General features: G+C 69.6%; 17 protein-coding genes and 1 pseudogene. 11 read left to right on the plus strand and 7 right to left on the minus strand.

The window, feature by feature from the left end:
• The first annotated feature begins 10 nt into the window (after positions 1-10).
• Positions 11-988 carry a dTDP-glucose 4,6-dehydratase gene (rfbB, locus tag AXW62_RS07825; protein ID WP_060943851.1) on the plus strand — a complete coding sequence of 326 codons (978 nt, stop codon included), beginning with the start codon at positions 11-13 and terminating at the stop codon, positions 986-988.
• A gap of 12 nt (positions 989-1,000) precedes the next feature.
• On the opposite strand, the gene AXW62_RS07830 is transcribed toward rfbB, so the two are convergent.
• Entirely contained in the window at positions 1,001-2,029 is a 1,029-nt protein-coding gene (locus AXW62_RS07830) for a LacI family DNA-binding transcriptional regulator (protein WP_030827403.1), read from the minus strand.
• Between the two features lie 409 nt (positions 2,030-2,438).
• On the opposite strand from AXW62_RS07830, the gene AXW62_RS07835 reads away from it, so the two are divergent.
• The 7 genes from AXW62_RS07835 to pulA all read left to right on the plus strand — a co-directional run bounded on the left by AXW62_RS07835 (position 2,439) and on the right by pulA (position 16,016).
• Positions 2,439-3,710 (plus strand): extracellular solute-binding protein, encoded by a 1,272-nt coding sequence (locus AXW62_RS07835; protein ID WP_060943852.1) that lies wholly within the window; start codon positions 2,439-2,441, stop codon positions 3,708-3,710.
• Positions 3,711-3,841: 131 nt separating this feature from the next.
• Positions 3,842-4,849 carry a carbohydrate ABC transporter permease gene (locus AXW62_RS07840; protein WP_060943853.1) on the plus strand — a complete coding sequence of 336 codons (1,008 nt, stop codon included), beginning with the start codon at positions 3,842-3,844 and terminating at the stop codon, positions 4,847-4,849.
• A 22-nt stretch (positions 4,850-4,871) separates the two neighbouring features.
• On the plus strand, positions 4,872-5,777 hold the full coding sequence (locus AXW62_RS07845) for a sugar ABC transporter permease (protein ID WP_060943854.1): 906 nt from the start codon (positions 4,872-4,874) through the stop codon (positions 5,775-5,777).
• 52 nt (positions 5,778-5,829) lie between these two features.
• Positions 5,830-7,491: a glycoside hydrolase family 13 protein gene (locus AXW62_RS07850; RefSeq protein ID WP_060943855.1), complete on the plus strand. Its 1,662-nt coding sequence runs from the start codon at positions 5,830-5,832 to the stop codon at positions 7,489-7,491.
• The gene (locus AXW62_RS07855) at positions 7,488-8,552 is read left to right on the plus strand and encodes a LacI family DNA-binding transcriptional regulator (protein ID WP_060943856.1); all 1,065 of its coding nucleotides are present in this window, start codon (positions 7,488-7,490) and stop codon (positions 8,550-8,552) included. Before AXW62_RS07850 ends, AXW62_RS07855 begins: the two co-directional genes overlap by 4 nt.
• 307 nt (positions 8,553-8,859) lie before the next feature.
• Positions 8,860-10,557, plus strand: coding sequence for a carbohydrate-binding module family 20 domain-containing protein (locus tag AXW62_RS07860; RefSeq protein ID WP_060943857.1), 1,698 nt, complete (start codon positions 8,860-8,862; stop codon positions 10,555-10,557).
• A 134-nt stretch (positions 10,558-10,691) separates the two neighbouring features.
• Complete coding sequence (gene pulA, locus AXW62_RS07865) at positions 10,692-16,016, plus strand: pullulanase-type alpha-1,6-glucosidase (RefSeq protein WP_060943858.1); 5,325 nt, start codon at positions 10,692-10,694, stop codon at positions 16,014-16,016.
• A gap of 89 nt (positions 16,017-16,105) precedes the next feature.
• Here the strand turns inward: pulA and AXW62_RS07870 are convergent, their stop codons facing one another.
• The 3 genes from AXW62_RS07870 to AXW62_RS07880 form a co-directional block, all read right to left on the minus strand.
• Complete coding sequence (locus tag AXW62_RS07870) at positions 16,106-16,813, minus strand: SDR family NAD(P)-dependent oxidoreductase (protein ID WP_060943859.1); 708 nt, start codon at positions 16,811-16,813, stop codon at positions 16,106-16,108.
• A gap of 77 nt (positions 16,814-16,890) precedes the next feature.
• Entirely contained in the window at positions 16,891-17,874 is a 984-nt protein-coding gene (locus tag AXW62_RS07875) for an amidohydrolase family protein (protein ID WP_060943860.1), read from the minus strand.
• Positions 17,875-17,876: 2 nt separating this feature from the next.
• Positions 17,877-19,163, minus strand: a complete 1,287-nt coding sequence (locus AXW62_RS07880; RefSeq protein ID WP_252368530.1) for a multidrug effflux MFS transporter — start codon at positions 19,161-19,163, stop codon at positions 17,877-17,879.
• 108 nt (positions 19,164-19,271) lie between these two features.
• On the opposite strand from AXW62_RS07880, the gene AXW62_RS07885 reads away from it, so the two are divergent.
• Positions 19,272-19,712: a MarR family winged helix-turn-helix transcriptional regulator gene (locus tag AXW62_RS07885; protein ID WP_060943861.1), complete on the plus strand. Its 441-nt coding sequence runs from the start codon at positions 19,272-19,274 to the stop codon at positions 19,710-19,712.
• Between the two features lie 634 nt (positions 19,713-20,346).
• Here the strand turns inward: AXW62_RS07885 and AXW62_RS07890 are convergent.
• Positions 20,347-21,312: a hypothetical protein gene (locus tag AXW62_RS07890; RefSeq protein ID WP_252368531.1), complete on the minus strand. Its 966-nt coding sequence runs from the start codon at positions 21,310-21,312 to the stop codon at positions 20,347-20,349.
• Between the two features lie 181 nt (positions 21,313-21,493).
• On the opposite strand from AXW62_RS07890, the pseudogene AXW62_RS46910 reads away from it, so the two are divergent.
• A pseudogene (locus tag AXW62_RS46910) lies at positions 21,494-21,677 on the plus strand (hypothetical protein); the annotation flags it as partial.
• A 13-nt stretch (positions 21,678-21,690) separates the two neighbouring features.
• Here AXW62_RS46910 and AXW62_RS07895 read toward each other — a convergent pair.
• Both AXW62_RS07895 and AXW62_RS07900 read right to left on the minus strand, forming a co-directional pair.
• Complete coding sequence (locus AXW62_RS07895) at positions 21,691-22,182, minus strand: nucleotidyltransferase domain-containing protein (protein WP_174556363.1); 492 nt, start codon at positions 22,180-22,182, stop codon at positions 21,691-21,693.
• Positions 22,183-22,359: 177 nt separating this feature from the next.
• Entirely contained in the window at positions 22,360-23,166 is an 807-nt protein-coding gene (locus tag AXW62_RS07900; RefSeq protein WP_159060829.1) for an aminoglycoside adenylyltransferase domain-containing protein, read from the minus strand.
• Between the two features lie 415 nt (positions 23,167-23,581).
• Here AXW62_RS07900 and AXW62_RS07905 point away from each other — a divergent pair, with 415 nt between their 5' ends.
• Positions 23,582-24,934 carry an MFS transporter gene (locus AXW62_RS07905; RefSeq protein WP_060943865.1) on the plus strand — a complete coding sequence of 451 codons (1,353 nt, stop codon included), beginning with the start codon at positions 23,582-23,584 and terminating at the stop codon, positions 24,932-24,934.
• Positions 24,935-25,065 lie beyond the last annotated feature (131 nt).

The raw sequence follows: 25,065 nt of genomic DNA on the forward strand, positions 1-25,065 counted from the left end.
CCCGGAAGTCATGACCCGACGCATCCTCGTCACCGGCGGAGCCGGCTTCATCGGTTCCGCTTACGTGCGCGCCCTGCTGGGCCCGGCCGGACCTCCCGGCGTCACGGTGACCGTGCTCGACGCACTCACCTACGCCGGCAGCCTCGCGCGCCTGGACCCCGTCGCCGGCGATCCCCGGCTGGCCTTTGTGCACGGCGACGTGTGCGATGTGCGCCTCGTGGGCCGGCTCGCCGCCCGCCACGACGACATCGTGCACTTCGCGGCCGAGTCCCACGTCGACCGGTCGATCGCGTCCGGCGCCGCTTTCACCCGCACCAACGTCCTGGGCACCCAGGTGCTCCTGGATGCCGGACTCCGGCACGGCACAGGTACGTTCGTCCAGGTCTCGACCGATGAGGTGTACGGCGATCTGCCGACCGGCGCCGCCACGGAGGAGTCGCCGCTGAGCCCCAGCTCCCCCTACGCGGCGTCCAAGGCGGCGGCCGACCACCTCGCACTCGCCCACCATCGCACCCACGGCCTCGACGTCCGCGTCACACGCTGCACGAACAACTTCGGCCCGTACCAGCACCCCGAGAAACTGATCCCGCGGTCCCTCGCCACACTGTTCAGCGGCGGCACGATCCCGCTCTACGGGGACGGACTGCAGGTCCGCAACTGGCTGTCGGTCGACGATCATGTGCGGGGCATCGAACTGGTCCGCACCGCCGGCCGCGCGGGCCGCGTGTACAACATCGGCGGAGGCACGTCCCTGACCAACCTCGAGCTGGCCCACAAGCTGCTCGCCCTGTGCGGCGCGGACCGCGGCCGCGTCGCACACGTCGCGGACCGCAAGGGACACGACCGCCGCTACGCGGTGGATGACACCCGCATCACCGAGGAGCTCGGCTACCGGCCGTCCGGCGACTTCGAGCGGCTGCTCGCCGACACCGCGCGCTGGTACCGCGAACACGCGCACTGGTGGCGCCCCCTGTACGCGGCGGCCTGATCCGGCCGGCCGTCAGCGGGCGCGCGCCGACGGTGCCGCGGCGGTCGAACCGCGCACCACGAGTTCGGGCATGAACATGAACTCGGTGTGCGGGGCGGGCGTCCCGCCGATCTCCTCGAGCACCGTGCGGACCGCCGCCTGGCCCATGGCCTGCACCGGCTGACGGATCGTGGTCAGCGGCGGATCGGTGAACGCGATCAGCGGGGAGTCGTCGTAGCCCACCACCGAGATGTCCTGCGGGACGCGGTGGCCGGCCTGGCGGGCGGCGCGGATGGCACCGAGGGCCATCATGTCGCTGGCGCAGACGATCGCCGTGCACCCCTGTGCCAGCAGCGCCGTCGCCGCGGCCTGGCCGCCCTCCATCGTGTACAGGGAGTGCTGGATCAGCTCTTCGGCCTGCTCGCCGGTGAGGCCGGCGCGCTCGGCCATCCCGGACCGGAAGCCCTCGATCTTGCGCTGTACGGGCACGAACCGGCGCGGTCCGACCGCGAGCCCGATCCGGGTGTGGCCGAGTGAGGCGAGGTGCCGCACGGCCAGCTGTGTCGCGGACCGGTCGTCCGTTGACACGAAGGGCGCCTGGATCTGCGGCGAGAACCCGTTGACCAGGACGAACGGGATGTCCTGGGCGCGGAGTCGGTCATACCGGCCGGTGTCGGCGGTGGTGTCGGCGTGCAGTCCGGAGACGTAGATGATGCCGGAGACATTGCGCTCGACGAGCATCTCGGTCAGCTCGTCCTCGGTCGAGCCGCCCGGGGTCTGGGTGGCCAGCACCGGGGTGTAGCCCTGACGTGTCAGTGCCTGGCCGATGACCTGGGCGAGGGCGGGGAAGATGGGGTTGTCGAGCTCCGGCGTGATCAGGCCGACCAGGCCGGCGCTGCGGGTGCGCAGCCGCACCGGGCGCTCGTAGCCGAGGACGTCGAGTGCGGCCATGACGGATTCGCGGGTGCCGGTGGCCACGCCGGGCTTGCCGTTGAGCACGCGGCTGACTGTGGCTTCACTGACCCCCGCCTGGGCTGCGATGTCGGCGAGCCGCGCGGTCATGGAAGGGGACTGTACCGGTTACCTGCTGGGATGCCCACCGACGAAGGGGGAACCGGGCCACCGCGGCCGCGGTGGCGGTGGAAGACCTTGCAGGAAAATGTCACAAGGTTCGGGACACATCGGGCCTGTCCCCTCCCTCCCCTTCCCGTGCTCCTTGCCGGTATTTCATGGCGCTATGCGCCATGTTGAGCGGGGAGTGTCAAGCATTCCTCGCGTAACCGTCAGAACACGGACGGGTAACGATGGGCGACTCTTGCAGAAATCCTGCGCAAAGTCTTTCGGACGGCTTGCCGCGCTGTTACGTTCACGTCGCCCGGCGGCGGCAACGACGCGGTCGGCGGTCGGCCACGGGGACCGGATGCGGACCGCTCCCCGCCCACTCACGGGCTTTCACCCTCTAGGAGATCTCATGCGGCGTGGCATAGCGGCCATCGCGGTGGTGGCGTCCCTCGCACTCGCGGCGACGGCCTGCGGCGGAAGTGACGACGGCGGGAAGGCCGGCTCGGTCACCATCACCTGGTGGGACACCTCGAACGCGACCAATGAGGCCCCCACGTACCAGGCGCTGATCAAGGACTTTGAGAAGGCCAACCCGGGCATCAAGGTCAAGTACGTCAACGTCCCCTTCGACCAGGCGCTGAACAAGTTCGACACGGCAGCCGGCGCCAGCGGCGCCCCGGACGTGCTGCGCGCCGAGGTCGGCTGGACGCCCGCGTTCGCGAAGAAGAGCTATCTGCTGCCGCTCGACGGCACCGAGGCCCTCGCCGAGAAGGACAAGTTCGAGCCGAACCTGATCAAGCAGGCCCAGTACGAGGGCAAGACCTACGGCGTCCCGCTGGTCACCGACACCCTCGCCCTGGTCTACAACAAGGCCCTCCTCAAGAAGGCCGGCATCACCGAGGCGCCGGGGACCTGGGACGAGCTGAGGAAAGCCGCCGCCACCATCAAGGACAAGACCGGCGTGGACGGCTACTTCGGCTCCGAGAAGGGCTACTACCTCGAGCCGTTCCTGCTGGGCGAGGGAACCGACACCGTCGACGCCGCCGCCAAGAAGATCACCCTGGGCTCCGCCCAGGGCAGGAAGGCGTCCGAGATCTGGCTGAGCCTGTTCCACGGCAAGGGCCTGCACAAGGCCGACGTCACGGCCGACTCCTACGCGCACCGCCAGGACGCCTTCGTCAATGGCAAGGTCGCCATGACCATCGAGGGCCCGTGGGAGATCACGAACTTCTACAAGAACTCGGCGTTCAAGAACACGTCGAACCTCGGAGTCGCCACGGTCCCGGCCGGCTCCAGCGGCACGGCGGGCGCGCCGACCGGCGGCCACAACCTGTCCGTGTACGCGGGCTCCGACAAGGCGCACCAGAACGCGTCCTTGACGTTCCTGAAGTGGATGACCTCCGCGAAGACACAGGAGCGGATCGCCCTGGAGAACTCGACGCTGCCGACGCGCTCGGACGCCTACACGGCCCGGGTCACCAAGGACCCGGGGCTGGCCGGCTACCAGAAGGTGCTGTCCGCCGCCCGGCCGCGGCCCGAGCTGCCCGAGTACAGCTCGCTGTGGAGCCCGCTCGACGAGGAACTGCCCAAGGCGGCCGGAGGCAAGGAGAGCATCGACAAGGTGATCTCCTCCGTGGTGACCCAGTACGGCAAGATCCTGCCGGACGGCTTCGCCAAGTGACGCCCTGATCGGGCACTTCCCCCTCACGTGCCGCGGTCCCGCCCGGTCAGCCCGCCCGCACGCGGGGCCGCGGCACCCTCCGCAGACCTCAAGCAGCCCAGACCAGCCGCAGACCAGAAGGTGTGTACCTCATGACTGTCGCCGTGGAGCGCCCGGCCGCCGCCAGTGGTGGTGACCGCGGCCGGCGTCCGGGCCCCGTAACCCGCCTCAAGAACGCCTACCACAAGCACTGGTACGCGTACGCGATGATCGCCCCAGTGGTCGTCGTGCTCGCCGTCATCGTGCTGTATCCGCTGGTCCGGGGCTTCTACCTGACGCTGACGGACGCCAACAGCCTCAACTCGGCCCGCACCATCGGCGTCAACCACATCGACGCCACCTACACGTTCGTCGGCCTCGACAACTACGCCGACATCCTGTGGGGGCCGACCTCCTACGACCGTTTCTGGTCGCACTTCATCTGGACCATCGTATGGACGGCGGCCTGCGTCGCGCTGCACTACGGCATCGGGCTCGGCCTCGCGCTGCTGCTCAACCAGAAGGGGCTGCGCGGCCGCACCGCCTACCGGATGATGCTGATCCTGCCGTGGGCCGTGCCGACGTTCGTGACGGTCTTCGCCTGGCGCTTCATGCTCGCCGACGCGGGCGTCGTCAACACCACGCTCGACGCGATCGGACTGCCCTCGCCGGCCTGGCTGGAGGATCCGCTCTTCCAGCAGCTCGCCGCCATCATGGTCAACACCTGGTGCGGGGTGCCCTTCATGATGGTCTCGCTCCTGGGCGGACTGCAGTCCATCGACTCGACGCTGTACGAAGCGGCCGAGATGGACGGCGCGAGCACCTGGCAGCAGTTCCGCAATGTGACCCTGCCCGGTCTGAGGTCGGTCAGCTCCACCGTCGTGCTGCTGGGCGTGATCTGGACGTTCAACCAGTTCGCGATCATCTTCCTGCTGTTCGGCAACACGGCGCCCGACGCGCAGATCCTGGTCACCTGGGCCTACTACCTCGGCTTCGGCCAGACACCGCGCGACTACGCCCAGTCGGCCACCTACGGCGTCCTGCTGCTGTCCCTCCTCATCGTGTTCACCTCCGTCTACCGCCGCTGGCTGAACCGCAACGACGTGCAAGCCGCCATCTGACGCCGCAGGAGCAGCCACCATCATGAGCACCCAGACCCTTACCAAGACCCCGGGCCCGGACCGCACCGGGACGGCCGTGCCGCGGCACGCTCCGCGCCGTGGCCGGCGCAGCCGCACGGCGTCGGCCGCCTCGCACGCCGTCCTCGTCGTCGCGAGCCTCGTCGCGCTGTTCCCGATCGGCTGGCTGGTCTTCCTGTCGCTCGGCCCGGACAAGGACGACTACCTTCACCCGTCGCGCATCCTCGACACGGCGACCCTGAGCAACTACTCGTTCGTGCTGCAACACACCAACTTCCTCAAATGGCTCGGCAATACGCTCATCGTGTCGGGCGGCACGACGGTGATCGGCGTGCTCACCGCGGCGACCAGCGGATACGCGGTCTCCCGGATGCGCTTTCCGGGCTACCGGAAGTTCATGTGGGTCCTGCTGGTCACGCAGATGTTCCCGGTCGCGGTCCTGATGGTCCCGATGTACGTGATCCTGTCGGACCTCGGCCTCATCGACACCTACGCCGCGCTCATCCTGGTCTACCTCACGACCGCGGTGCCGTACTGCGCCTGGCTGATGAAGGGCTACTTCGACACGATCCCGATGGAGATCGACGAGGCCGGCCGGGTCGACGGGCTCAGCCCCTTCGGCACGTTCTGGCGGCTGATCCTGCCGCTGGCCCGGCCGGGCCTGGCTGTCGCCGCCTTCTACACCATGATCACGGCGTGGAGCGAGGTGGCGTTCGCCAACGCGTTCCTGCTCGACGACCAGAAGTACACCCTCGCCGTCGGGCTCCAGAGCTTCATCAGCCAGCACGACGCGCAGCGCCACTACATGGCCGCGACAGCCGTACTGATCGCCGTCCCGATCTCCGCCGTCTTCTACCTCGTCCAGAAGAACCTGGTGACCGGCCTGACCGCCGGTGGCACCAAGGGCTGATCCGCCCCGTATCACCGACCAGTTGTCCAGCCCCTCACGCCTTGAGGACACCATGAGCCAGCATTTCACGGACCCCTCGCCCGTGTACGCCTCCCCGGCCCGTGAGGCCGCGGACTGGTGGCGCCACGCCGTCATCTACCAGGTCTACCCGCGCAGCTTCGCCGACAGCGACGGCGACGGTACCGGCGACCTCCAAGGCGTCCGGCAGCGCCTGCCCTACCTGCGCGACCTGGGCGTGGACGCGGTCTGGCTGAGCCCGTTCTACGCCTCCCCGCAGGCCGACGGCGGCTACGACGTCGCCGACTACCGGGCCGTCGACCCCATGTACGGCACGCTTCTCGACGCCGACGCGGTCATCCGCGACGCCCATGCCCTGGGCCTGCGCATCATCGTCGACCTCGTGCCCAACCACTCCTCCGATCAGCACGAGTGGTTCAAGCGGGCGGTCGCCGAGGGCCCCGGGTCGCCGCTGCGCGACCGCTACCACTTCCGCACCGGCAAGGGCGAGCACGGCGAACTGCCGCCCAACGACTGGGAGTCCATCTTCGGCGGCCCCGCCTGGACCCGCCTCCCCGACGGCGAGTGGTACCTCCACCTCTTCGCGCCCGAACAGCCCGACCTGAACTGGGAGCACCCGGCCGTCGCCGACGAGTTCCGCTCGATCCTGCGGTTCTGGCTCGACATGGGCGTCGACGGCTTCCGCGTCGACGTCGCCCACGGCCTGGTCAAGGCCGAGGGCCTGCCCGACCTCGGCGGCGGCGACCAGCTCAAACTGCTCGGCAACGCCGTCATGCCCTTCTTCGACCAGGACGGCGTCCACGAGATCTACCGTTCGTGGCGGCTCGTCCTCGACGAGTACGACGGCGACCGCATCTTCGTGGCCGAGGCGTGGACGCCGACCGTCGAGCGCACCGCGCTGTACGTACGCCCCGACGAGCTGCACCAGGCCTTCAACTTCCAGTACCTCAGCGCCCCCTGGGAGGCGGCCGAGCTGCGCCGCCTCATCGACAGCTCGCTGGACGCCATGCGTCCGGTCGGTGCCCCGGCCACCTGGGTCCTGTCCAACCACGACGTCACCCGGCACGCCACCCGCTACGCCAACCCTCCCGGCCTCGGCACCCAGATCCGCACCGCCGGCGACCGTGAGCTCGGCCTGCGCCGCGCCCGCGCCGCCACCCTGCTGATGCTGGCCCTGCCCGGCTCCGCCTACCTCTACCAGGGCGAGGAACTCGGCCTGCCCGACGTCACCGACCTGCCCGACGAGGTGCGCCAGGACCCGTCGTTCTTCCGCGCCCAGGGCCAGGACGGCTTCCGCGACGGCTGCCGGGTGCCGATCCCGTGGACGCGCACCGGGCCCTCGTACGGTTTCGGCGACGGGGGCAGCTGGCTGCCGCAGCCGGACACCTGGGGCGAGCTGAGCGTCGAGGCACAGACCGGCGTCCCGGACTCCACCCTGGAGATGTACCGCTGCGCGCTCGCCGTGCGCCGAGAGCTGCCGGGCCTCGGCGCCGGCACCGACGTGACCTGGCACGACGAGCTTCCGGCGGGCATCCTGCGATTCGACCGGCCGGGCTTCGCCTGCACCGTGAACACCACGGGCGCCGCGGTCCGGATCGCCGCCCCCGGCCGGGTGCTGCTCGCCTCCGGCCCGGTCACCGTCGCGGACGGCCGGCTCGACCTGCCCGCCGACACCACCGTGTGGTGGGCGGTATGACGGTTCCCGTGTCGCGGGGCGCGGAGAGCGGCACCCTGCGGCTCCATGACATCGCCGCCCAGGCCGCGGTGAGCGAGGCCACGGTCAGCCGTGTCCTCAACGGCAGGCCGGGGGTCGCGGCCGGCACCCGGCAGAAGGTTCTCGCCGCACTCGACGTGCTCGGCTACGAGCGGCCCACCCGGCTGCGCAGGCGCAGCGCCGGTCTCATCGGGTTGGTCATCCCGGAGTTGACCAACCCGATCTTCCCGGCGTTCGCGCAGGTCATCGAGCAGGTCCTGGCGGGATACGGCTATACGCCGGTGCTGTGCACCCAGATGCCGGGCGGGGCCACCGAGGACGAACTGGTCGAGCAACTACAGGAGCGCGGGGTCAACGGCATCGTGTTCCTCTCCGGCCTGCACGCGGACATCACCGCGGACGCCTCGCGCTACTCCCGGCTCGCCGAGCGGGGGGTGCCGTTCGTCCTCATCAACGGGTTCAACCAGCACATCAACGCGCCCTTCGTGTCGCCCGACGACCGTTCGGCGGCGCAGATGGCGGTACGCCATCTCATCGATCTGGGGCACGAACGCATCGGACTGGCGGTCGGCCCGACCCGGTTCGTGCCCTCGCGGCGGAAGGCGGAGGGCTTCGCCGCCGCGGTCCACAGCCTTCTCGGCGTGCCCCGTGACGAGGCCGAGAAGCTGATCCAGCGCACCCTGTTCACCGTCGAAGGCGGCCACGCGGCCGGCGGTGCGCTGCTCGACCTGGGCTGCACCGGCATCGTCTGCGGCAGCGACCCCATGGCGCTCGGTGTCATCAGGGCGGTGCGCGCCCGCGGATCCGAGGTGCCGCGGGACATCTCGGTGATCGGCTTCGACGACTCGCCGCTGATCCCGTTCACCGATCCGCCGCTGACCACGGTGCGCCAGCCCGTGCAGGCGATGGCGACGGCGGCGGTCGGAGCGCTCCTGGAGGAGATCGGCGGCACCCCCGTGCAGCGCACGGAGTTCGTCTTCCAGCCCGAACTGGTGGTCCGGGGTTCCACGGCGCAGCTGGTCCGCCGGCCCGCCGACGGGTAGGTGCCCACGCGGTGTCAAGGCGTGCTGCTCCGGTCCGGGGCCGGCCCCCGGCCCGGACCGTACGGCGTGGTTGAACGTAACACTGATGGAATCGATGCGTAAGTCCTTGCTGCGATAATTCCCCCTCTTCCGCCGCGAGTTGAGAAGCGTGCGGTCCAAAGGGTTGACCGAGGGGCCGTCGGCTCGTACGTTCGCCTCGCAACTACTTGCAGCAAGATTCATACAGGATTCATCGGGCCGTCGAGCCCACCGATCCCCCCACCCCTTGTATGGGCATGGCGCGTTGCCCTTCGACTCAGGAGGAACCATGGCCAGAAAGTCCGTGGCCGCTGCACTCGCCGTCCTGGCGGGAGCCGCTGCCGCCGTCACGGTCCCGGCCCCGGCGCAGGCCGCGCCGCCTGGCGAGAAGGACGTCACCGCGGTGATGTTCGAGTGGAACTTCGCGTCGGTCGCCAAGGAGTGCACCGACACCCTCGGCCCGGCCGGTTACGGCTACGTCCAGGTCTCACCCCCCAACGAGCGCGTGCAGGGCAGCCAGTGGTGGACCGCGTACCAGCCGGTCAGCTACAAGATCGCTACCAGGCTCGGTGACCGCGCCGCCTTCAAGAACATGATCGACACCTGTCACGCGGCCGGTGTGAAGGTCGTCGTCGACACGGTCATCAACCACATGGCCAACTCCTCCGGCACCGGCACCGGAGGCTCCACGTACAGCAAGTACGACTACCCGGGCACCTACTCCGGCGCGGACATGGACGACTGCCGCACCGACATCAACAACTACGCGGACCGCTGGAACGTCCAGCACTGTGAGATGTCGGGCCTGCCCGACCTCGACACCGGCGAGGAGTATGTCCGCAAGACCATCGCCGGGTACCTGAACGATCTGCTCTCCCTGGGCGCCGACGGCTTCCGCGTCGACGCCGCCAAACACATCGCCGTCGAGGACCTCGCGAACATCAGGTCGCGGCTGACCGACCCGAACGCGTACATGAAGCTGGAGACGATCGGTGCCCCGGGCGAGGCCGTGCAGCCCGGCGAGTACACGGGCGTCGGCGACCCACAGGAGTTCAGCTACGCGTACGACCTCAAGCGGATCTTCGGCGGAGACAAGCTCGCGTCCCTGAAGAACTTCGGCGAGGCATGGGGCTATCTGCCCAGCGGCAAAGCGTCCGTGTTCGTCACCAACCACGACACCGAACGCAGCGGCAGGACCCTCACCTACAAGGACGGCGCGATCTACACGCTCGCCCAGATCTTCTCCCTGGCATGGCCGTACGGCGCTCCGGATGTGCACTCCGGATACGAGTTCGGTGACAAGGACGCCGGCGGCCCGGCCGGCGGCAAGGTGACGGCCTGCGGCACCGACGGCTGGAAGTGCCAGCACGCCTGGCGTGAGATCGCGAGCATGGTGGCCTGGCGCAACACCGCGCACGGCGAGGCCGTCACGAACTGGTGGGACAACGGCAACAACCAGATCGCGTTCGGCCGTGGCGACAAGGCGTACGTCGCCATCAACCACGAAGGCTCGTCGCTGACCCGCACCTTCCAGACGTCGCTGCCCGCCGGCGACTACTGCGACGTGCAGACCGGCAAGGGCGTGACGGTGAACTCCGCCGGCCAGTTCACGGCCACCATCGCCGCCAACGCCGCGCTCGCACTGCACACCGGCGCGAAGACCTGCGGCGCGGACGGAGCCGACCCCGCTCCGGCCACCGGCGCCTCCTTCCGCGTCAACGCCACCACCACATGGGGCGAGAACGCGTATGTGGTGGGCAACACGGCCCAGTTGGGCAACTGGAACCCGGACAACGCCCTGAAGCTGGATCCGGCGGCGTACCCCGTCTGGAAACGCGACGTCGCCCTGCCCGCCGGGATCTCCTTCGAGTACAAGTACCTGCGCAAGGACGCGAACGGCAAGGTCACCTGGGAGAGCGGCGCGAACCGCACCGCGACCGTCTCGTCCTCCGACACCGTCGCGCTGAACGACACCTGGCGCGGCTGACCCGCAGCTGTCCACCGAGACGGCCGCCCGGCGCCCGGCACCCCCGCGGGTGCCGGGCGGCCGCACCCGTGCCACGACCCGGCCCGGCCCGACCTGACCTGGCCTGGCCGCTCACAGACGAGGAGCACCGACGCGTGACCGGCAACCTGCGAAGATCCGTCCTGGCCGCCGCACTCGCGGCCCTCGTGGCGGCGACACTACCCGGGACCGCCCACGCGGTGCCGGCCACGCACACACCCCCGCCGCCTCCCTCCGACGCCCGGCTCGCCGCGCAGCCGGCCCGCCCCGCCGTGAGCCGTGAACAGTTCTACCTCCTCATGCCGGACCGCTTCGCCAACGGCGACCCGTCCAACGACAGGGGCGGCATGAGCGGTGACCGCTCCCGTACCGGCTTCGACCCGACCGACAAGGACTTCTACCAGGGCGGTGACCTCAAGGGCCTGACGAAGCGGCTCGACTACGTCAAGGGCCTCGGCACCACGGCGATCTGGCTCACGCCCGTCTTCCGCAACAAGACGGTCCGGGTGCGGGGCGGCAAGGAGAGCGCCTCCTACCACGGTTACGCCGTCACCGACTTCACCAGCGTCGACCCGCACTTCGGCACGGACCGGGACCTGCGGGCCCTGATCTCCAAGGCCCATGCCAAGGGCATGAAGGTCTACTTCGACGTCATCACCAACCACACCGCCGACACCATCACCTACGCGGAGAAGAAGTACGGTTACCGGGCCAAGGGCGCCTACCCGTACCTCGACACCGAGGGCCGCCCCTTCGACGACAGCCGGGGCATGACGAAGGTCGACAGCGACTCACCGCCGTACACGCCGGAGAACACCGGTGACATGGTCCCGGCCTGGCTGAACGATACGATGATGTACCACAACCGCGGCGACTCCACCTTCGCCGGCGAGAGCGCCCTGTACCGCGACTTCTACGGTCTTGACGACCTGTGGACCGAGCGGCCCGAGGTCGTCCGGGGCATGGAGAAGATCTACCAGAAGTGGGTCGACGACTTCGACGTCGACGGCTTCCGGGTGGACACCGCCAAGAACGTGAACATGGAATTCTGGACGCAGTGGGCCACGGCACTGGACCGGTACGCGGCCAAGAAGGGCCGCGACGGCTTCTTCCTGTTCGCCGAGGCGTTCTCCGCCGACCCCGCCGTCACGGCGCCCTACCTCACCCAGGGCCGTCTCGACGGCACCCTCGACTTCCCGCTGCAGTCCGCGGTGCGCGACTACGCCTCGCGCGGCGGCCCGCCGAGCGACCTGGCCACCGTGTTCGCGCAGGACTACCGGTACGCGACCGACAAGACGAACGCGTACAGCCAGGTCACCTTCCTCGGCAGCCATGACATGGGCCGCATCGGGTCATTCATCGCATCCGACCACCCGCATGCGAGCGACGCGGAACTGCTGCGACGGGACCGGCTGGCCCATGAGGTGATGTTCCTCACCCGCGGTAACCCGGTGATCTACTCGGGTGACGAGCAGGGCTTCACCGGCTCCGGCGACGACGTCTACGGACGCCAGACGATGTTCGCCTCCAGAGTGGCCGACTATCTGGACGACGACGAGATCGGTACGGAGCGCACCCACGCGAGCGACGCGTATGACGTCGCGCATCCGTTGTACCGGTCGATCGCGGCGCTGTCGACGTTGCGCGAGAAGTATCCGGCACTGGCCGACGGGGCGCAGAAGGAACTGTACGCGAAGGGTTCGGTGTACGCGTTCTCGCGTACCGGTGCCGACCGTGAGTTCGTCGTCGCGGTGAACAACGCGAGCGAGGCGAGGACGGTCGAACTGCCGGTGGAGTCGGGCGCGTCGGCCACCTTCCGTGCCGTGTACGGAGGAGCGGGCACGAAACGGGCCTCGGGCGGGCGGATCAGGGTGACGGTTCCGGCGTTGTCCTCGATGGTGCTGCGCGCGGAGCGGCGTCTTGGCGAGCCGGCTGCCGGGCCCTCGCTGTCGCTGAAGGCTCCGGACGCCGGTGCCACCGGTACGGTCACGCTCTCGGCCGATCCGGGGGAGACCGCGGGTGCCCGCGTCGTCTTCGCGGCTCAGGTGGGCGGTGGCAGGTGGCGCACGCTCGGCACGGCCGACCACGCCCCGTACCGGATCACGCAGGTGATCCCGGACACCGTGTCCGCCGGAACGCCGCTGCGCTACAAGGCGGTTGTGGTGGACCGCGCCGGACGCACCGCGAGCGCCCTCGCCGACACGACGGCGGGGCAGCCCCCCGCGACCGGGAAGCCCGCGGCCGAACCCCGCCACGCGGTCGTGCACTACCGGCGCGCCGACGGCGACTACACCGGGCTGACCCTGAGAACGGCGGACGGGGCCACCGCCGCCTTCTCCGGACGGGACGCATACGGAGCCTTCGCCTGGCTGACCCCGGCCGAGGGCACGGGCAGGATCCCCTTCACCGTGGTGCGCGACGGCGTACCCGAAGGCCCGCAGCGGGTGATGGACTTCGCCGCCACCGGTGAGGTGTGGACGAAGGAGAACTCGGAAGCGGTGGACTCGGACCGGCCCGCCGGCGCCTATCCGCCGCAGGACACGACGAAGGCCGTCATCCACTACCACCGCCCCGACGGCGACTACGACGGCTGGGGCTTGCACACCTGGACCGGCGCCGCGAAGGAGACGGACTGGACGAAGCCGCTGCAGCCGACCGGCAAGGACCCCTACGGCATCACCTTCGAGGTGCCGCTCGCCGACGGCGCGCCCTCGCTGAGCTACGTCGTCCACAACGGCGACCAGAAGGACATCCCCGGCGACCGCTCCCTGGACCTGGCCACGTACGGAGGTGAGGTCTGGCTGACCGCGGGGGAGAGCGGCTACCTGCTGCCCTCGGTCGGTGCGGCCCCGGAAGACCTGGACCTCACCAAGGCCCGGGCGCAGTGGATCGACGCCGACACCGTGGCCCTGCCCGCGCCGGTGAACGCCGAGACGGCGGCCTCGACCCAGCTGGTGTACTCCCGCAACGGCGGCATCACCGTCAAGGACGGCGCGCTCAGCAGTGGGGGACGCTGGCTGCGGCTGAGCCCGAGCTCGCTCACCGACGCTCAGAAGGCGAGGTACCCGCACCTGAAGGGGTACAGGGCATTCACCGTGGATCCGCGGGACCGCGACCGGGTACGCGACGCGCTCACCGGACAGGTCGTGCTCACCCAGCGCCTCGCGAGCGGCGCGCTCACCACCGCGACCGGCGTCCAGACCCAGGGCGTTCTCGACGACCTGTACGCGGCGAGGGCCCAGCGAACCGCCCTGGGGCCGGTGTTCACCGGCTGCACGGTGACCCTGTCGGTGTGGGCGCCGACCGCGCACCAGGTGACCCTCGACATCGGTGGCAAGGCGGTGGCCATGCGGCGTGACGCCGCGAGCGGCGTCTGGTCCGCCACCGGCTCCGCGGCCGCCTGGCGCGGCAAGCCCTACCGGTACGCGGTGAAGGTGTGGGCGCCGAGTGTCCGGAAGGTCGTCACCAACAAGGTCACCGACCCCTACTCGGTGGCGCTGACCGCGAACTCCGCGCGCAGCCTGGTCGCCGACCTGGCCGACCCGGCGCTCGCCCCGAAGGGGTGGTCGGACCTGCGCAAGCCGAAGGCCGTCGCCATGAAGGACGCGCAGATCCAGGAACTGCACATCCGCGACTTCTCGGCGGCCGACAGCACCACGCCGAAGGACGACCGCGGCACCTACCGGGCCTTCACCGACCGCGCCAGCGCGGGCTCGAAACACCTGCGCGAACTGGCCGCATCCGGCACCTCGTATGTGCATCTGCTGCCCGCCTTCGACATCGCGTCCATCCCCGAGAGGAAATCCGAACAGGCCACGCCGGAATGCGACCTGACGGCCTTCGCACCGGACAGCGACCAGCAGCAGGCGTGCGTCACCAAGACCGCGCCGAAGGACGCCTACAACTGGGGCTACGACCCGCTGCACTACACCGTCCCGGAGGGTTCGTACGCCTCCGACCCGGACGGCCCCCGGCGCACCGTCGAGTTCCGGCAGATGGTCCAGTCCCTGAACAAGGACGGGCTGCGCGTCGTGATGGACGTCGTCTACAACCACACGGCGGCCGCGGGACAGGACGACAACTCGGTCCTCGACACGATCGTGCCCGGCTACTACCAGCGGCTCAACGCGGACGGCTCGGTCGCGAACTCCACCTGCTGCGCCAACACCGCCCCCGAGAACGCCATGATGGGCAAGCTCGTCGTCGACTCCGTCGTCACCTGGGCCAGGCAGTACAAAGTCGACGGCTTCCGCTTCGACCTCATGGGCCACCACCCCAAGGCCAACATGCTGGCCGTCCGCAGGGCGCTCGACGAGCTCACCCTCGCGAAGGACGGCGTCGAGGGCAAAAAGATCATCCTCTATGGAGAGGGCTGGAACTTCGGCGAGGTCGCCGACGACGCCCGCTTCGAGCAGGCCACCCAGAAGAACATGGCCGGCACCGGCATCGCCACCTTCTCCGACCGGGCCCGCGACGCCGTGTGCGGCGGCGCCCCCTTCGACCAGGACCCCGGCGTGCAGGGCTTCGCGAGCGGTCTGTACACCGACCCGAACGACTCTCAGGCCAACGGCACCCCCGCCGAGCAGAAGGCCCGGCTGCTGCACTACCAGGACCTGATCAAGGTCGGCCTCTCCGGGAACCTGGCCGACTACACCTTCACCGACACCGCCGGGAGGAAGGTCAAGGGCTCGCAGGTCGACTACGGCGGTGCGCCCGCCGGCTACGCACAGGCCCCGGGCGACGCCCTCGCCTACGCCGACGCGCACGACAACGAGTCCCTCTACGACGCGCTGGCCTACAAGCTGCCGAAGCGGACACCGGCCACCGACCGGGCACGTATGCAGGTCCTCGCCCTGGCCACCGCCACCCTCTCCCAGGGCCCCGCGCTCTCCCAGACGGGCAGCGACCTGCTGCGCTCGAAGTCCCTCGACCGCAACTCCTTTAACAGCGGTGACTGGTTCAACGCGATCCGCTGGGACTGCCGCGCGGGCAACGGTTTCGGGCTCGGACTGCCGCCCGCCGCCGACAACGAGGCGAAGTGGCCGTACGCGAAGGCGCTGCTCTCTTCGGTGCAGGTGCCGGACTGTACGCGGATCCACGGCGCTTCCGCCGCCTACCAGGACCTGCTGCGGATCCGCGCGGCCGAGCCCGCCTTCCACCTGGGCACCGCCGCCCAGGTCCAGAGGAAACTGTCCTTCCCGCTCTCCGGGACGGACGAGACCCCGGGCGTCATCACCATGCGGCTCGGTGACCTCGTCGTCGTCATGAACGCGACGCCCGAGCGGCAGGAGCAGACAGTGGGGGAGCTGGCCGGCACCGCGTACCGCCTGCACCCGACCCAGGCGAAGGGCGCGGACCCGGTCGTCAAAAGGTCCTCGTACGCGGTGAAGTCCGGCACCTTCACGGTGCCGGCCCGCACCGTCGCGGTCTTCACCCACTGATGCCGGCACCGGTGGGGGTGCCGGCACCGGCACCGGTGGGCGGCTGCGCACACTTGGGCTTGGCCGGCCGAGACGTGGCCGGGTTTCCCTTACCAGGGGACGGGCTGACCGTTGCGGTCCAGGAATGCCAGACCTTTGCTGCCGAGGTGGGAGAGCAGGACGTCCACGAGGAGCGGGGTGCTCTCTTCCACCGTGTACGGGGCGTCGTCGCCGCCGAGGGCGGTGCGGATCCAGCCGGGGGCCAGGAGCAGCAGGGAGCGGTCGGCGCTGGTCTGGCGGGTGGCGTAGCTGCGCATGAACATGTTCAAGGCTGCCTTGCTGCCGCGGTAGACCTCGCGCAGCCCGTTGGTGTTGTTGGTGATGCTGCCCTGTCCGGAGGACATGACGCCGATCAGGCCGGTGGGGGTGACCAGGTCATCGAGTGCTTCGATGACACGCAGGGGGCTGAGCGCGTTGGTCACCATGACATCGACGAAGTCCTGGGTGGGGACGGCTCCGATGGGGGTCTGCTCGTTGTTGGTGGTGCCTGCGTTGACGAACAGGACGTCGAGTTGCTGTCCGGCCAGTCGTTCGTGCAGGGGCGCGAGTTCTTCGGGCTGGGTGATGTCGAGGTGTTCGATGCGGATGCGTTCGCGGTGGCGGTCGGCGAGGTCGTGCAGCGGGGTGCGGGCGCTGCCCCGGACGGTGCCGATGACCGACCATCCTCGGTCGGCGAGTTCCGCCGCCATGGCGCATCCGAGTCCTCGGGACGCTCCGATGATCAGGGCTATTCGGGTGTCAGTGATGGGCTGCGACATGGCGCATCCTCTCCTTGGTGCTGGTACGGGTTTCTGTGTGGTCGGGGCTGCGGGAGTGGCCCCGACCGGGCTGTCGGTCAGGAGGTGGCAGGGGTGAGGCCGAAGAGGGCGGCGGCGTTGGCCGAACTGACCTTGCGGCGGTCGGTGTCGGTGGCGAGGTGGCCGAAGAAGGTGTCGATCTCCTCTCGGGTGGGCTGCTGGAAGGGGTAGTCGGTGGAGAAGATCAGCCGGTCGGTGGTCGTCACCGTCAGAGCGTGGTGCAGCAGGGCGGGGTTGAGCATTCCCGACATCGTGAGGAAGACGTTGGTACGGACGTAGTCCGAGATCGACCGCTTGAGTCCGGCGATGCGGGCGAGGCTGTCGGCCCGGTCGAGCCAGAAGGGAAGCAACTCCCCCCAGTGGCCCAGCACGATCTGCAGGTCGGGGTGGCGGTCGAAGGTACCGCGCAGGATGAGCCGCAGTGCCGCGGTCGCCGCCTCCAGGTGCCATCCCCAGCCGAAAGTGGCCAGACCCAGGTCGGTCATGGGGTCGAAACCCCGGTAGGCGGCGTCACGCAGCGCGTCGGAGGGGATCTGCGGGTGGATGAAGACCGGCTGGCCGAGGCCGGCGGCGGTGGCGAAGAAGTCGTCGTAGGCGGGATCGTCGAGGAACCGGTCGCCGGACCGGCCGTAGACCATGGTTCCCACATGGCCCTGGGCTGTGGCGCGTTCCAGTTCGGCGGCGACGTGCTGCGGGGACGAGAGCGGCAGGGTCGACAGCGACCGGAACCGCGTGGGGTGGGCGCGGACCGCTTCGGTGGCGGTGTCGTTCGCCAGACGGCTGAGCGCGACGGCCTGCTGCGCGGGCAGGGCCTGGGTTCCCGGCGGGGTGAGGGCGAGGACGGCCAGGTCGATGCCCTGGGCGTCCATGGCGGCGATCCGGCCGGCGCCGAGGTCTTCGAGGCGCTCGCGGGCATCCCCGCGCTCGTTGAACAAGAGGCTCTCGTCCGGGTGGGGGGCGGCCTTGAGAGCGGAGGTCAGCTCCGGCAGCACCCAGTGTTCTTCGATGCCGATCAGATTCATGGTCAGTGTTCCTTCGGTGCCGCGAGTGCGCCCTCGGGCGCGCTGGTGGAGGGGGTGCGGGAGCGTGGGGTCTCATCCGCTGCCGGGACGTTCTGCACGGCGGGTGCGCTCGGGGGGAAGAGCGCGTAGGAGACAGCGGCGAGGACGGCGAGCGCGCCGATCGCGATCGCCATGGGGACGGCCGTGTGGGGGCCTGCGACGCTGATGGCCGGGGTGATGAGGGCGGCCAGGCCGAACTGGGCCGCGCCGACCACGGCCGATCCGGTCCCGGCCGCGTCGGGCACGGCGTCGAGGGCGAGAGCCATGGCCGGGCCCAGTATGAAACCCAGCGAGGCGACCGCGAAGAACAGGGGCACCGTCAGCCAGACCGGGCCGAGGGGCGTGAGTGCCAGGGCGAGCAGCGCGAGCGAGGCGATGAGGAGCCAGGCGACGCCGATGGCCACGATGCGGCGCGGCTCGACGCGGTGCAGCAGCCGGGATGACAGGGCGCTGCTGGCGACGAGGCCGAGCGCGTTGAGCGCGAACAGCAGTCCGTAGGGGACGGCGCCGACGCCGATGACCGTCTGGTACAGGAACGGGGAGGCCGAGATGTAGGCCATGAGGACCGCGAAGGAGAACACCAGCGTCCCGGTCGCGGACCCGTAGGCACGGCGCCCCAGCAGCCGGAACCCGCCCCGCTGGGCGGTGCCTCGCCGCTCGGGCGGCAGGCTCTCGCGCACGACCACCGCGGAACCGGCGAGCATGGCAACAGCCAGTGCGGTCACCACCAGGAGCACACCGCGCCAGCCGATGGCACCGGCCAGCACGCTGCCCAGGAGCGGTGCCACGACCGGCGCCACCCCGCTCACGATCATCATCAGGCTGAAAGCACGCGCCGCGGAGCGCCCGGTCTCCAGGTCCGCGATGACCGCGCGGCCGATGACCATCCCGGCCGAGGCGCTCGCCCCTTGCAGCAGGCGCGCTGTCACCAGGACGGTAATCGTCGGGGCGAGGGCCGCCAGGACACTCGCGGTGACGAACACGGCCGAACCGGCCAGCAGCGGTCCGCGTCGGCCGTAGCGGTCGGACAGGGGCCCGAACACCAGCTGACCGGCGGCCAGTCCCAGCAGGAATGCGGTCAAGGTCAGTTCGACGGTCGTGGCGCTCGTGTGCAGGTCCACTGCCATGCGTGGAAACGCCGAGAGGTACATGTCGATCCCGAACGGGGCGACGCTGGCCAGTACCGCGAGCATCGTGAGCAACGCGGGTGTGATCTTGCTGCCGGAAGACCCTGGTGAAGGTACGGACAACAGCAATCCTCCGATCGGATCTTTCCTGCGATTGAGGACAAAGGTAGGTGCGGACGAGTTACCTGTCAAAGGATAACGATCGCCTGACAGGTAAATTACACTGTGGGTGTGGACGAGAAGCAGAAGGCCAGGCTGTTCGAACTCGCCGACCTGATCCTGGCGATCAGCCGGCACCTTCACGCCGCCAAGGCGGACACAGCGGAGTCGTGGACGCCTCTCGAGGCAGCGGTCATGCGCTACATCGATCACCAGCCGGGCACCACGGCGACCCAGGCGGCCGAGGCGACTCGGCTGATCTCCAGCAACTTCAGCCGGGCACTGCGCAAGCTGGAGCAGAAGGGCATGGTGCGCCGTGAGGCCGATCCCGACGACGCCCGGCGCGTACGCCTGTATCCCACGCAGCGGGCAGGCGAAAACCTGCGCCACCTCCAGGAGGCCTGGAGCAGCCTCCTGGAAGAGGCTGTGCCCGACGCTGCCGAGGCGGAGGCGGTCCTCAGCACACTTCGGCACATCGAGTCGCAGCTGCTGACTCGCACGCGCCGAAGCTGAACAGGTGACCAGCAGGGCGCGGCAGGCACCCGCTGATGCGGCGCCGCCCGGAGCACCCGGCACGTGCGGTGGCGCGTCGGAGGGCAGCTCCGGGCCCGTACCCCCACTCCCTCGTACTACGACGCAGCCGGCCATGGCCAGGCGGCGGTCGAAGTGTCCACCGCTGAACGTGACGGCGGACATGACGTCGTTCGCGTCGGTGATGCCGTCGCTCGGGGCGAGGACGTAGCCGCCCCTCGCGGCGCCGTGCCGGACGCTGCCGGTGATTGCCTCAGCGGAACTCGGCGTTCGGGTGCTGCTGTCCAGAGGTTCACCGCGCTGTATGCGGTGCAGCCGGGGCGGCTTCGAGTTTGCGGGAGAGGGCGGATGTGCCGCGCGGGATGGCCGTGCCGCCCTGGGCGGCGCGTTGCTGGGCCTGGGTGGTGTCGCCGCGGCTGTTGCGCTTTCCGGCGGGCTCGGGGGAGCGTGCTGTCCGCCGGGTTGGTGCGGGGATCGCTGTACCGCGGTCCGCCGCGCTGGGGACCGAGGCGTGAGAGGACGGAGGCATGGTCGCTGCCACGTCAGGGAATGCAGGACGGTCGCCTTCGGATCGATCCGAAGGCGACCGTCGTCTGCCTGTCGCGTGCGGTGCTGGTCAGTCGTCGGCCTCGTGGGGGCGACCGTCGTCCAGGACGATGCGGATGGTCTCGCCTTGTCCGGCGACGTCGGTGAGTTCGGCCGCGATGCGCTTGTAGGTGGTCGTGGCCAGTGCCCAGTCGCTCTGCAGCGGAGTGGCGGTGGAGCGGGTGTTCCACAGCTCGATCAGCAAGGCGATGAGGGAACGCCCGGACAGGACGGTCTGGACGCGGCCTTCGTTGATGTCCTCGACAGAGGGCGGGGTGCGGAAGTGGCTGTGGTCGACCGCCAGGGCGGCGAGCCATTCCCAGGTGTCGCGGTGCGCGATCAGTTCTGCGGAGGCCACACCGGCGGCCTTCAGGAGCAGGACGCCGTGGGCGATGCGTGGATCCTCCGCGCCGGCGGGGGCCTGCGGCGTGGCAGCGGAGAGCCGGCCGGTGGAGGTGCCGATGCCCTGGTAGGCGGCCTCGATGGCGTTCTTCAGCGCGAGGTCCTGGTCCTGGCTCCCGGGCTCAGGCTGCGGCCGGCGCTCGGTGTTCTCCATGGTTCCCCCCGGGGAGTCGGTGTCGGATGAGACGGGCGGACGAGCTTCGGCGGTCGAGCCGTCGCCGGCCTGCGCCTCGGGCTCGGGCGGTTGCGCAGTCTCCTCCGGATGCGTCCGCGTGCCTTCTCCGGGCTTGTCGCCTGTCCCCTCCGGCGGCGCGAAGGGACGCAGGACGTCGACGAGGTCCAGGAGCTGCCGGAACTCGCCCCGCGTCTCGTTCAGGTCGTTGATCATCCGGTCCTGGCGCCGACGGAGCTCTCGGTTCTCCTCGCGCAATCCGGTGACGCCCGCCTGGAGCTGTTCCAGGACCTTCAGGCGGCTCTTCATAAGGTCACCGTGCAGTGCTGTCAGCCCGACCGTCGGGTCGTCGAGACGCCCAAGTTGCTTGCGTATCGCCTCCAGTTCCTCCATCGCGTCACCGAACGCGTCTTTCCACCCCACGTGACCCCCTGGTTACTCCGAGCGTGCGACCGCTCGTATCTGCCCATAAAGGCCTGGCGTGACGCGACGGTTTCCAGCCCTTCCCTGGCCAGGACCGCTCTCATCACCATCGAACGCGTGTGATACGCGATGCTTACGAAACATGCGCCCATCTATGCGCTTTTCGGCCAGGAGGTGTTCCATGTTCCAGTTGTTCGACGCGGTCGACACGCTGGTCGCGTCCCGCTGCCGACGGCGAAGGACCGAAAGCGGCTGCGGACCGCGCACGGCCTGACGCTGGGCGAAGTCGCCGCCGCGCTGAAGATGCGGCGGGTCACGGTGCCCGGCCGGAGCCGGCGAAGAAGCCGAGCCGGCCGCGCGGCCCGAGAGTGCAGCGGATCAGAAGTGCGTAGTGATCCCGAATGCCTCGCGGAGCTGGGCCATGTCGTGGCGGTCCCGGTCGCTGGGCTCGTAGCCCTGGTGAAAGTAGACCTGCTGTTCAGCGGACAGGCAGGGAACGGTGCTGTGCTGAATGGTGCCGGTGACGAAGCAGGCCGCCGGATAGACGAACGGGCGCCCTGGTTCCAGCGATGCCTGGGTGGCACGTCCATCGGGTGCGAAGACCAGAGGGTGCAGGTCGATCTCGCGTCCGGTCGCATCCGCGACGACGAAACGCACGGGGCGCCAGTTGAGCGATTCGGAGAATCCGGCTTCGGCAAGAGCCGCAACCACAGTCGGCTCCTGCTCGTGGCGGTGCATGAGATCCAGGTCCCGGTGAGGGCGGGTCTGTCTTCCCAGCAGGGCATCGATGCCCCAGCCCCCACCGATCCAGACATCCGTGCCAGCCTTTCGGAGCACGTCCAAGATCTCCAGCACATCCTCGCCCGTCACGGTCAGCATTCCTTTCGCTCTCCCGAGGCGGCGAGCCTACAGAGCCGTCGCTGTCCCGGGCATGGTGTTTTCGACGGTGCCCGACGGGCCAGATCGAGCAGCTTGCGACACTGGCGACGTTCGGCGCGGTGTGGGCAGTTCTCGCTGCCGGCAGCGGCGTGCTGCGGTCCGAGCGCCCTACCTGGCTTTCTCAGCCTGGGTGCAGGCAATGCCTATCAGCTGAGCGATCTGGGCAGTGAGTTCCATCGGCAGCGGGGTCTCGTCCCGAATCGCCTGGGCCTGCCGCCATTCCAACGCGGCATCGAGCACAGGGCTGAGGTGTGGCCAGCGCACGCGCGCCCACTGAGCAGCTTGAGCCTTGCTCGACTGGCGGCCAGTCGTGAGTGTCAGCAGCGCCCGACATGTCGTGAGGACCACGTAGGCGTGGCCTCCCCGGTGCGCGACCTGCGGCGCCCGCTCGCGCAGGGAGAGCATCATGCCGGCCACAGCTGCTCGCACCTTGTCCGCCGGTACGGGCGCCACGACTGACCCGACCGGCAGCCCGTCGAGCGTGATCCCCGTGTCCCGGACAAGCTGCCAGTTGAGTACCCATTCCCCAGTCGCGGGTGTGGCGTGGAGCGGTGAGCCAGGTGACACGGTGGCCAGCCGCGGCGATCTGTCAGAGGCGCCCAGTTGCCCCGCCAGGCTCTCTACGGGCGCGTAGACGATATCGATCCGGTCGAGGAAATCAGGGTGCGCGGCCCAGACGCGTCGGTGAGCGATGTCGAGTCCACCCAAGGTGTCGTGGTCGAGCTCATCCGTCACGGCTACGACCAGGTCGATGTCGCTGACACCCTCGTCGAAGTCGCCGGTGACCGCGCAACCGTACAGGTACACGCCCACCAACCGGTCACCCAGCGGGAGACGTACCTCCCGCAGCAGGTTCGGCAGAACGCGTCGGACACTTTCTGGAAGCCCGCTCAGCTGCTCCTGGCTGTTGTCCACGTCGACCACCGTCCCATGCCACGAACACCAGCCCCATGAATTACGAGCCTGTCGTTGACCGCTCACAGATCTGAGGAACACGAACATGACTGGTCGCTTTCAAGATCCTCATTGAGGCATGAGGTGTCAGGCAGATGCCTGACCCGGGCGCCTCCTCCCTGGTAGCGTTCACGACATGTCTGCTGCTTCGTGCGCGGCCGCTTGCGCCGCAGTGACCAGGACGTCCCGCTAGCGGCGGGGCGTTCAACTCACACACTCTTCCTGGACGTCCAGCCGCTTCGTGATCAGACCGGAGCGGCACGTTCGTGCTGCTCGGAACTCCTTCTGAGCGACGGAGCACCTGATGCTTCCAGGCATTCCTTCTTCACGCGGGCACAGCCCGTCCCCGGCACGCGCATGGCTGGTGCTGTGCGCGGTGTCCATGCTGCAGTTCTTCATCGCGGTCGACGTGACCGTGGTCAACATCGCCCTGCCCTCGATCGGCGCCGACTTCGACGTTGACGGGCCCGCTCTGACCTGGGTCGTGGTCGGGTACACAGTCACCGGAGGCGGGCTGCTGATGCTCGGCGGCCGACTGGGCGACCTGCTTGGGCGGCAGCGCGTGCTGCTGCTCGGCACCGGCCTGTTCGCCGCCGCGTCGCTGCTGGCAGGCCTGGCCCCCACGTTTGCCCTGCTGGTACTCGCGCGCTTGCTGCAGGGCGCCGGTGAGGCCATCGCGCTGCCTGCCGCGATGGCCACCATCGTCCTGCTGTTCCCCGAAGGTCCGCGTCGGTCACGGGCCCTGAGCGTGTGGGCGGCGGTGGCCAGCTGCGGTCTCGTGCTCGGATTCGTCCTGTCCGGAATCATCACCGCCCACCTGGGGTGGCGGTGGATCTTCCTGGTCTCGGTCCCGTTCATCCTGATCGTGCTGCCGGCAGTCGTCTTCCTGGTCGAGGGCGATCGGCCCGTGGCCAAGGACGCCTCGTTGCTGGACCTTCCCGGCGCGCTGCTGCTGACCGCCTGCCCGTTGCTGTTCACCCTCGGCATGGTCGAGGCTGGTGAACCCGGAACGCCCGCATGGGTGGTCCCGGGGACGCTGGCCGGGGCGGTGGCCGCCGGGGCCGGGTTCGTGCGCGTCGAGGCACGCTCGCGCAACCCGCTGATGCCCCTGCGCTTCTTCGCCAACCCCACGCGCGTGGCGGCCAACCTGACTACAATGCTGCTGAGCGGCGCGTTGTCCACCTCGTTCCTGCTGTTCACCTTCTATCTGCAGGACCGGCTGGCCATCGGCCCGCTCGGCGCGGGACTGACGATGCTGCCGCTGGCGGTCTCGCTGATCGTGTTCTCCATGCTCGTGCCCCGCCTGCTGGGCCGCTGGGGAGCACGCGCATGCGTGCTTGCCGGCATCGGGTTCACCGCAGCCGCGATGGCCGCGATCGCGCTCGTCTCCGCCCTGCGGGCAGACGGGGTAGCGATGATCCCGGCCATGCTCCTGATCGCGGCCGGGATGGGGTTCGGCATCGTGGGACTCCAGTACCTCGCAGTCAGCGGCGTCACCGAGGACGACGCCGGGATCGCCTCGGGCGTCCAGCGCGCGGCTGACCAACTGGGCGGTGCGACCGGGGTGGCAGTCTGCGTCGGGACCGGCTTCGCCCCGTCCCTGCACTCCCTCGATCCGTTCCTGGTCGCCACCCTGCTGGCTGCCGTGGGGCTCATAACCGGTGCGGTCGTGGCCTGGCGCATGCCCGCGCCCGCTCCCGCAGCGGAGCTGCAGGAACAGGCCGGGTGACCTTCGCTCCGCCGGGGTGTGCCGCCCCAACTGCCCAGGCGGCACTGCCCAGGCGGCACTACCCCGGCGGAGCTTCGCGTTGGCCAGCGCGGTCATCGTGATCCGCAAGCTGCTAGGCCGGGTCTGGACGA

This window comes from Streptomyces hygroscopicus subsp. hygroscopicus, from assembly GCF_001553455.1.
Classification (GTDB): domain Bacteria; phylum Actinomycetota; class Actinomycetes; order Streptomycetales; family Streptomycetaceae; genus Streptomyces; species Streptomyces hygroscopicus.

What these genes read in the sequence shown, in the direction of transcription:
- AXW62_RS07830 (WP_030827403.1), bottom strand. Translation starts at nt 2,029, where the DNA reads ATGACCGCGCGGCTCGCCGACATCGCAGCCCAGGCGGGGGTCAGTGAA.
- AXW62_RS07840 (WP_060943853.1), top strand. Translation starts at nt 3,842, where the DNA reads ATGACTGTCGCCGTGGAGCGCCCGGCCGCCGCCAGTGGTGGTGACCGC.
- AXW62_RS07855 (WP_060943856.1), top strand. Translation starts at nt 7,488, where the DNA reads ATGACGGTTCCCGTGTCGCGGGGCGCGGAGAGCGGCACCCTGCGGCTC.
- AXW62_RS07860 (WP_060943857.1), top strand. Translation starts at nt 8,860, where the DNA reads ATGGCCAGAAAGTCCGTGGCCGCTGCACTCGCCGTCCTGGCGGGAGCC.
- AXW62_RS07850 (WP_060943855.1), top strand. Translation starts at nt 5,830, where the DNA reads ATGAGCCAGCATTTCACGGACCCCTCGCCCGTGTACGCCTCCCCGGCC.
- AXW62_RS07875 (WP_060943860.1), bottom strand. Translation starts at nt 17,874, where the DNA reads ATGAATCTGATCGGCATCGAAGAACACTGGGTGCTGCCGGAGCTGACC.
- AXW62_RS07870 (WP_060943859.1), bottom strand. Translation starts at nt 16,813, where the DNA reads ATGTCGCAGCCCATCACTGACACCCGAATAGCCCTGATCATCGGAGCG.
- rfbB (WP_060943851.1), top strand. Translation starts at nt 11, where the DNA reads ATGACCCGACGCATCCTCGTCACCGGCGGAGCCGGCTTCATCGGTTCC.
- AXW62_RS07845 (WP_060943854.1), top strand. Translation starts at nt 4,872, where the DNA reads ATGAGCACCCAGACCCTTACCAAGACCCCGGGCCCGGACCGCACCGGG.
- AXW62_RS07835 (WP_060943852.1), top strand. Translation starts at nt 2,439, where the DNA reads ATGCGGCGTGGCATAGCGGCCATCGCGGTGGTGGCGTCCCTCGCACTC.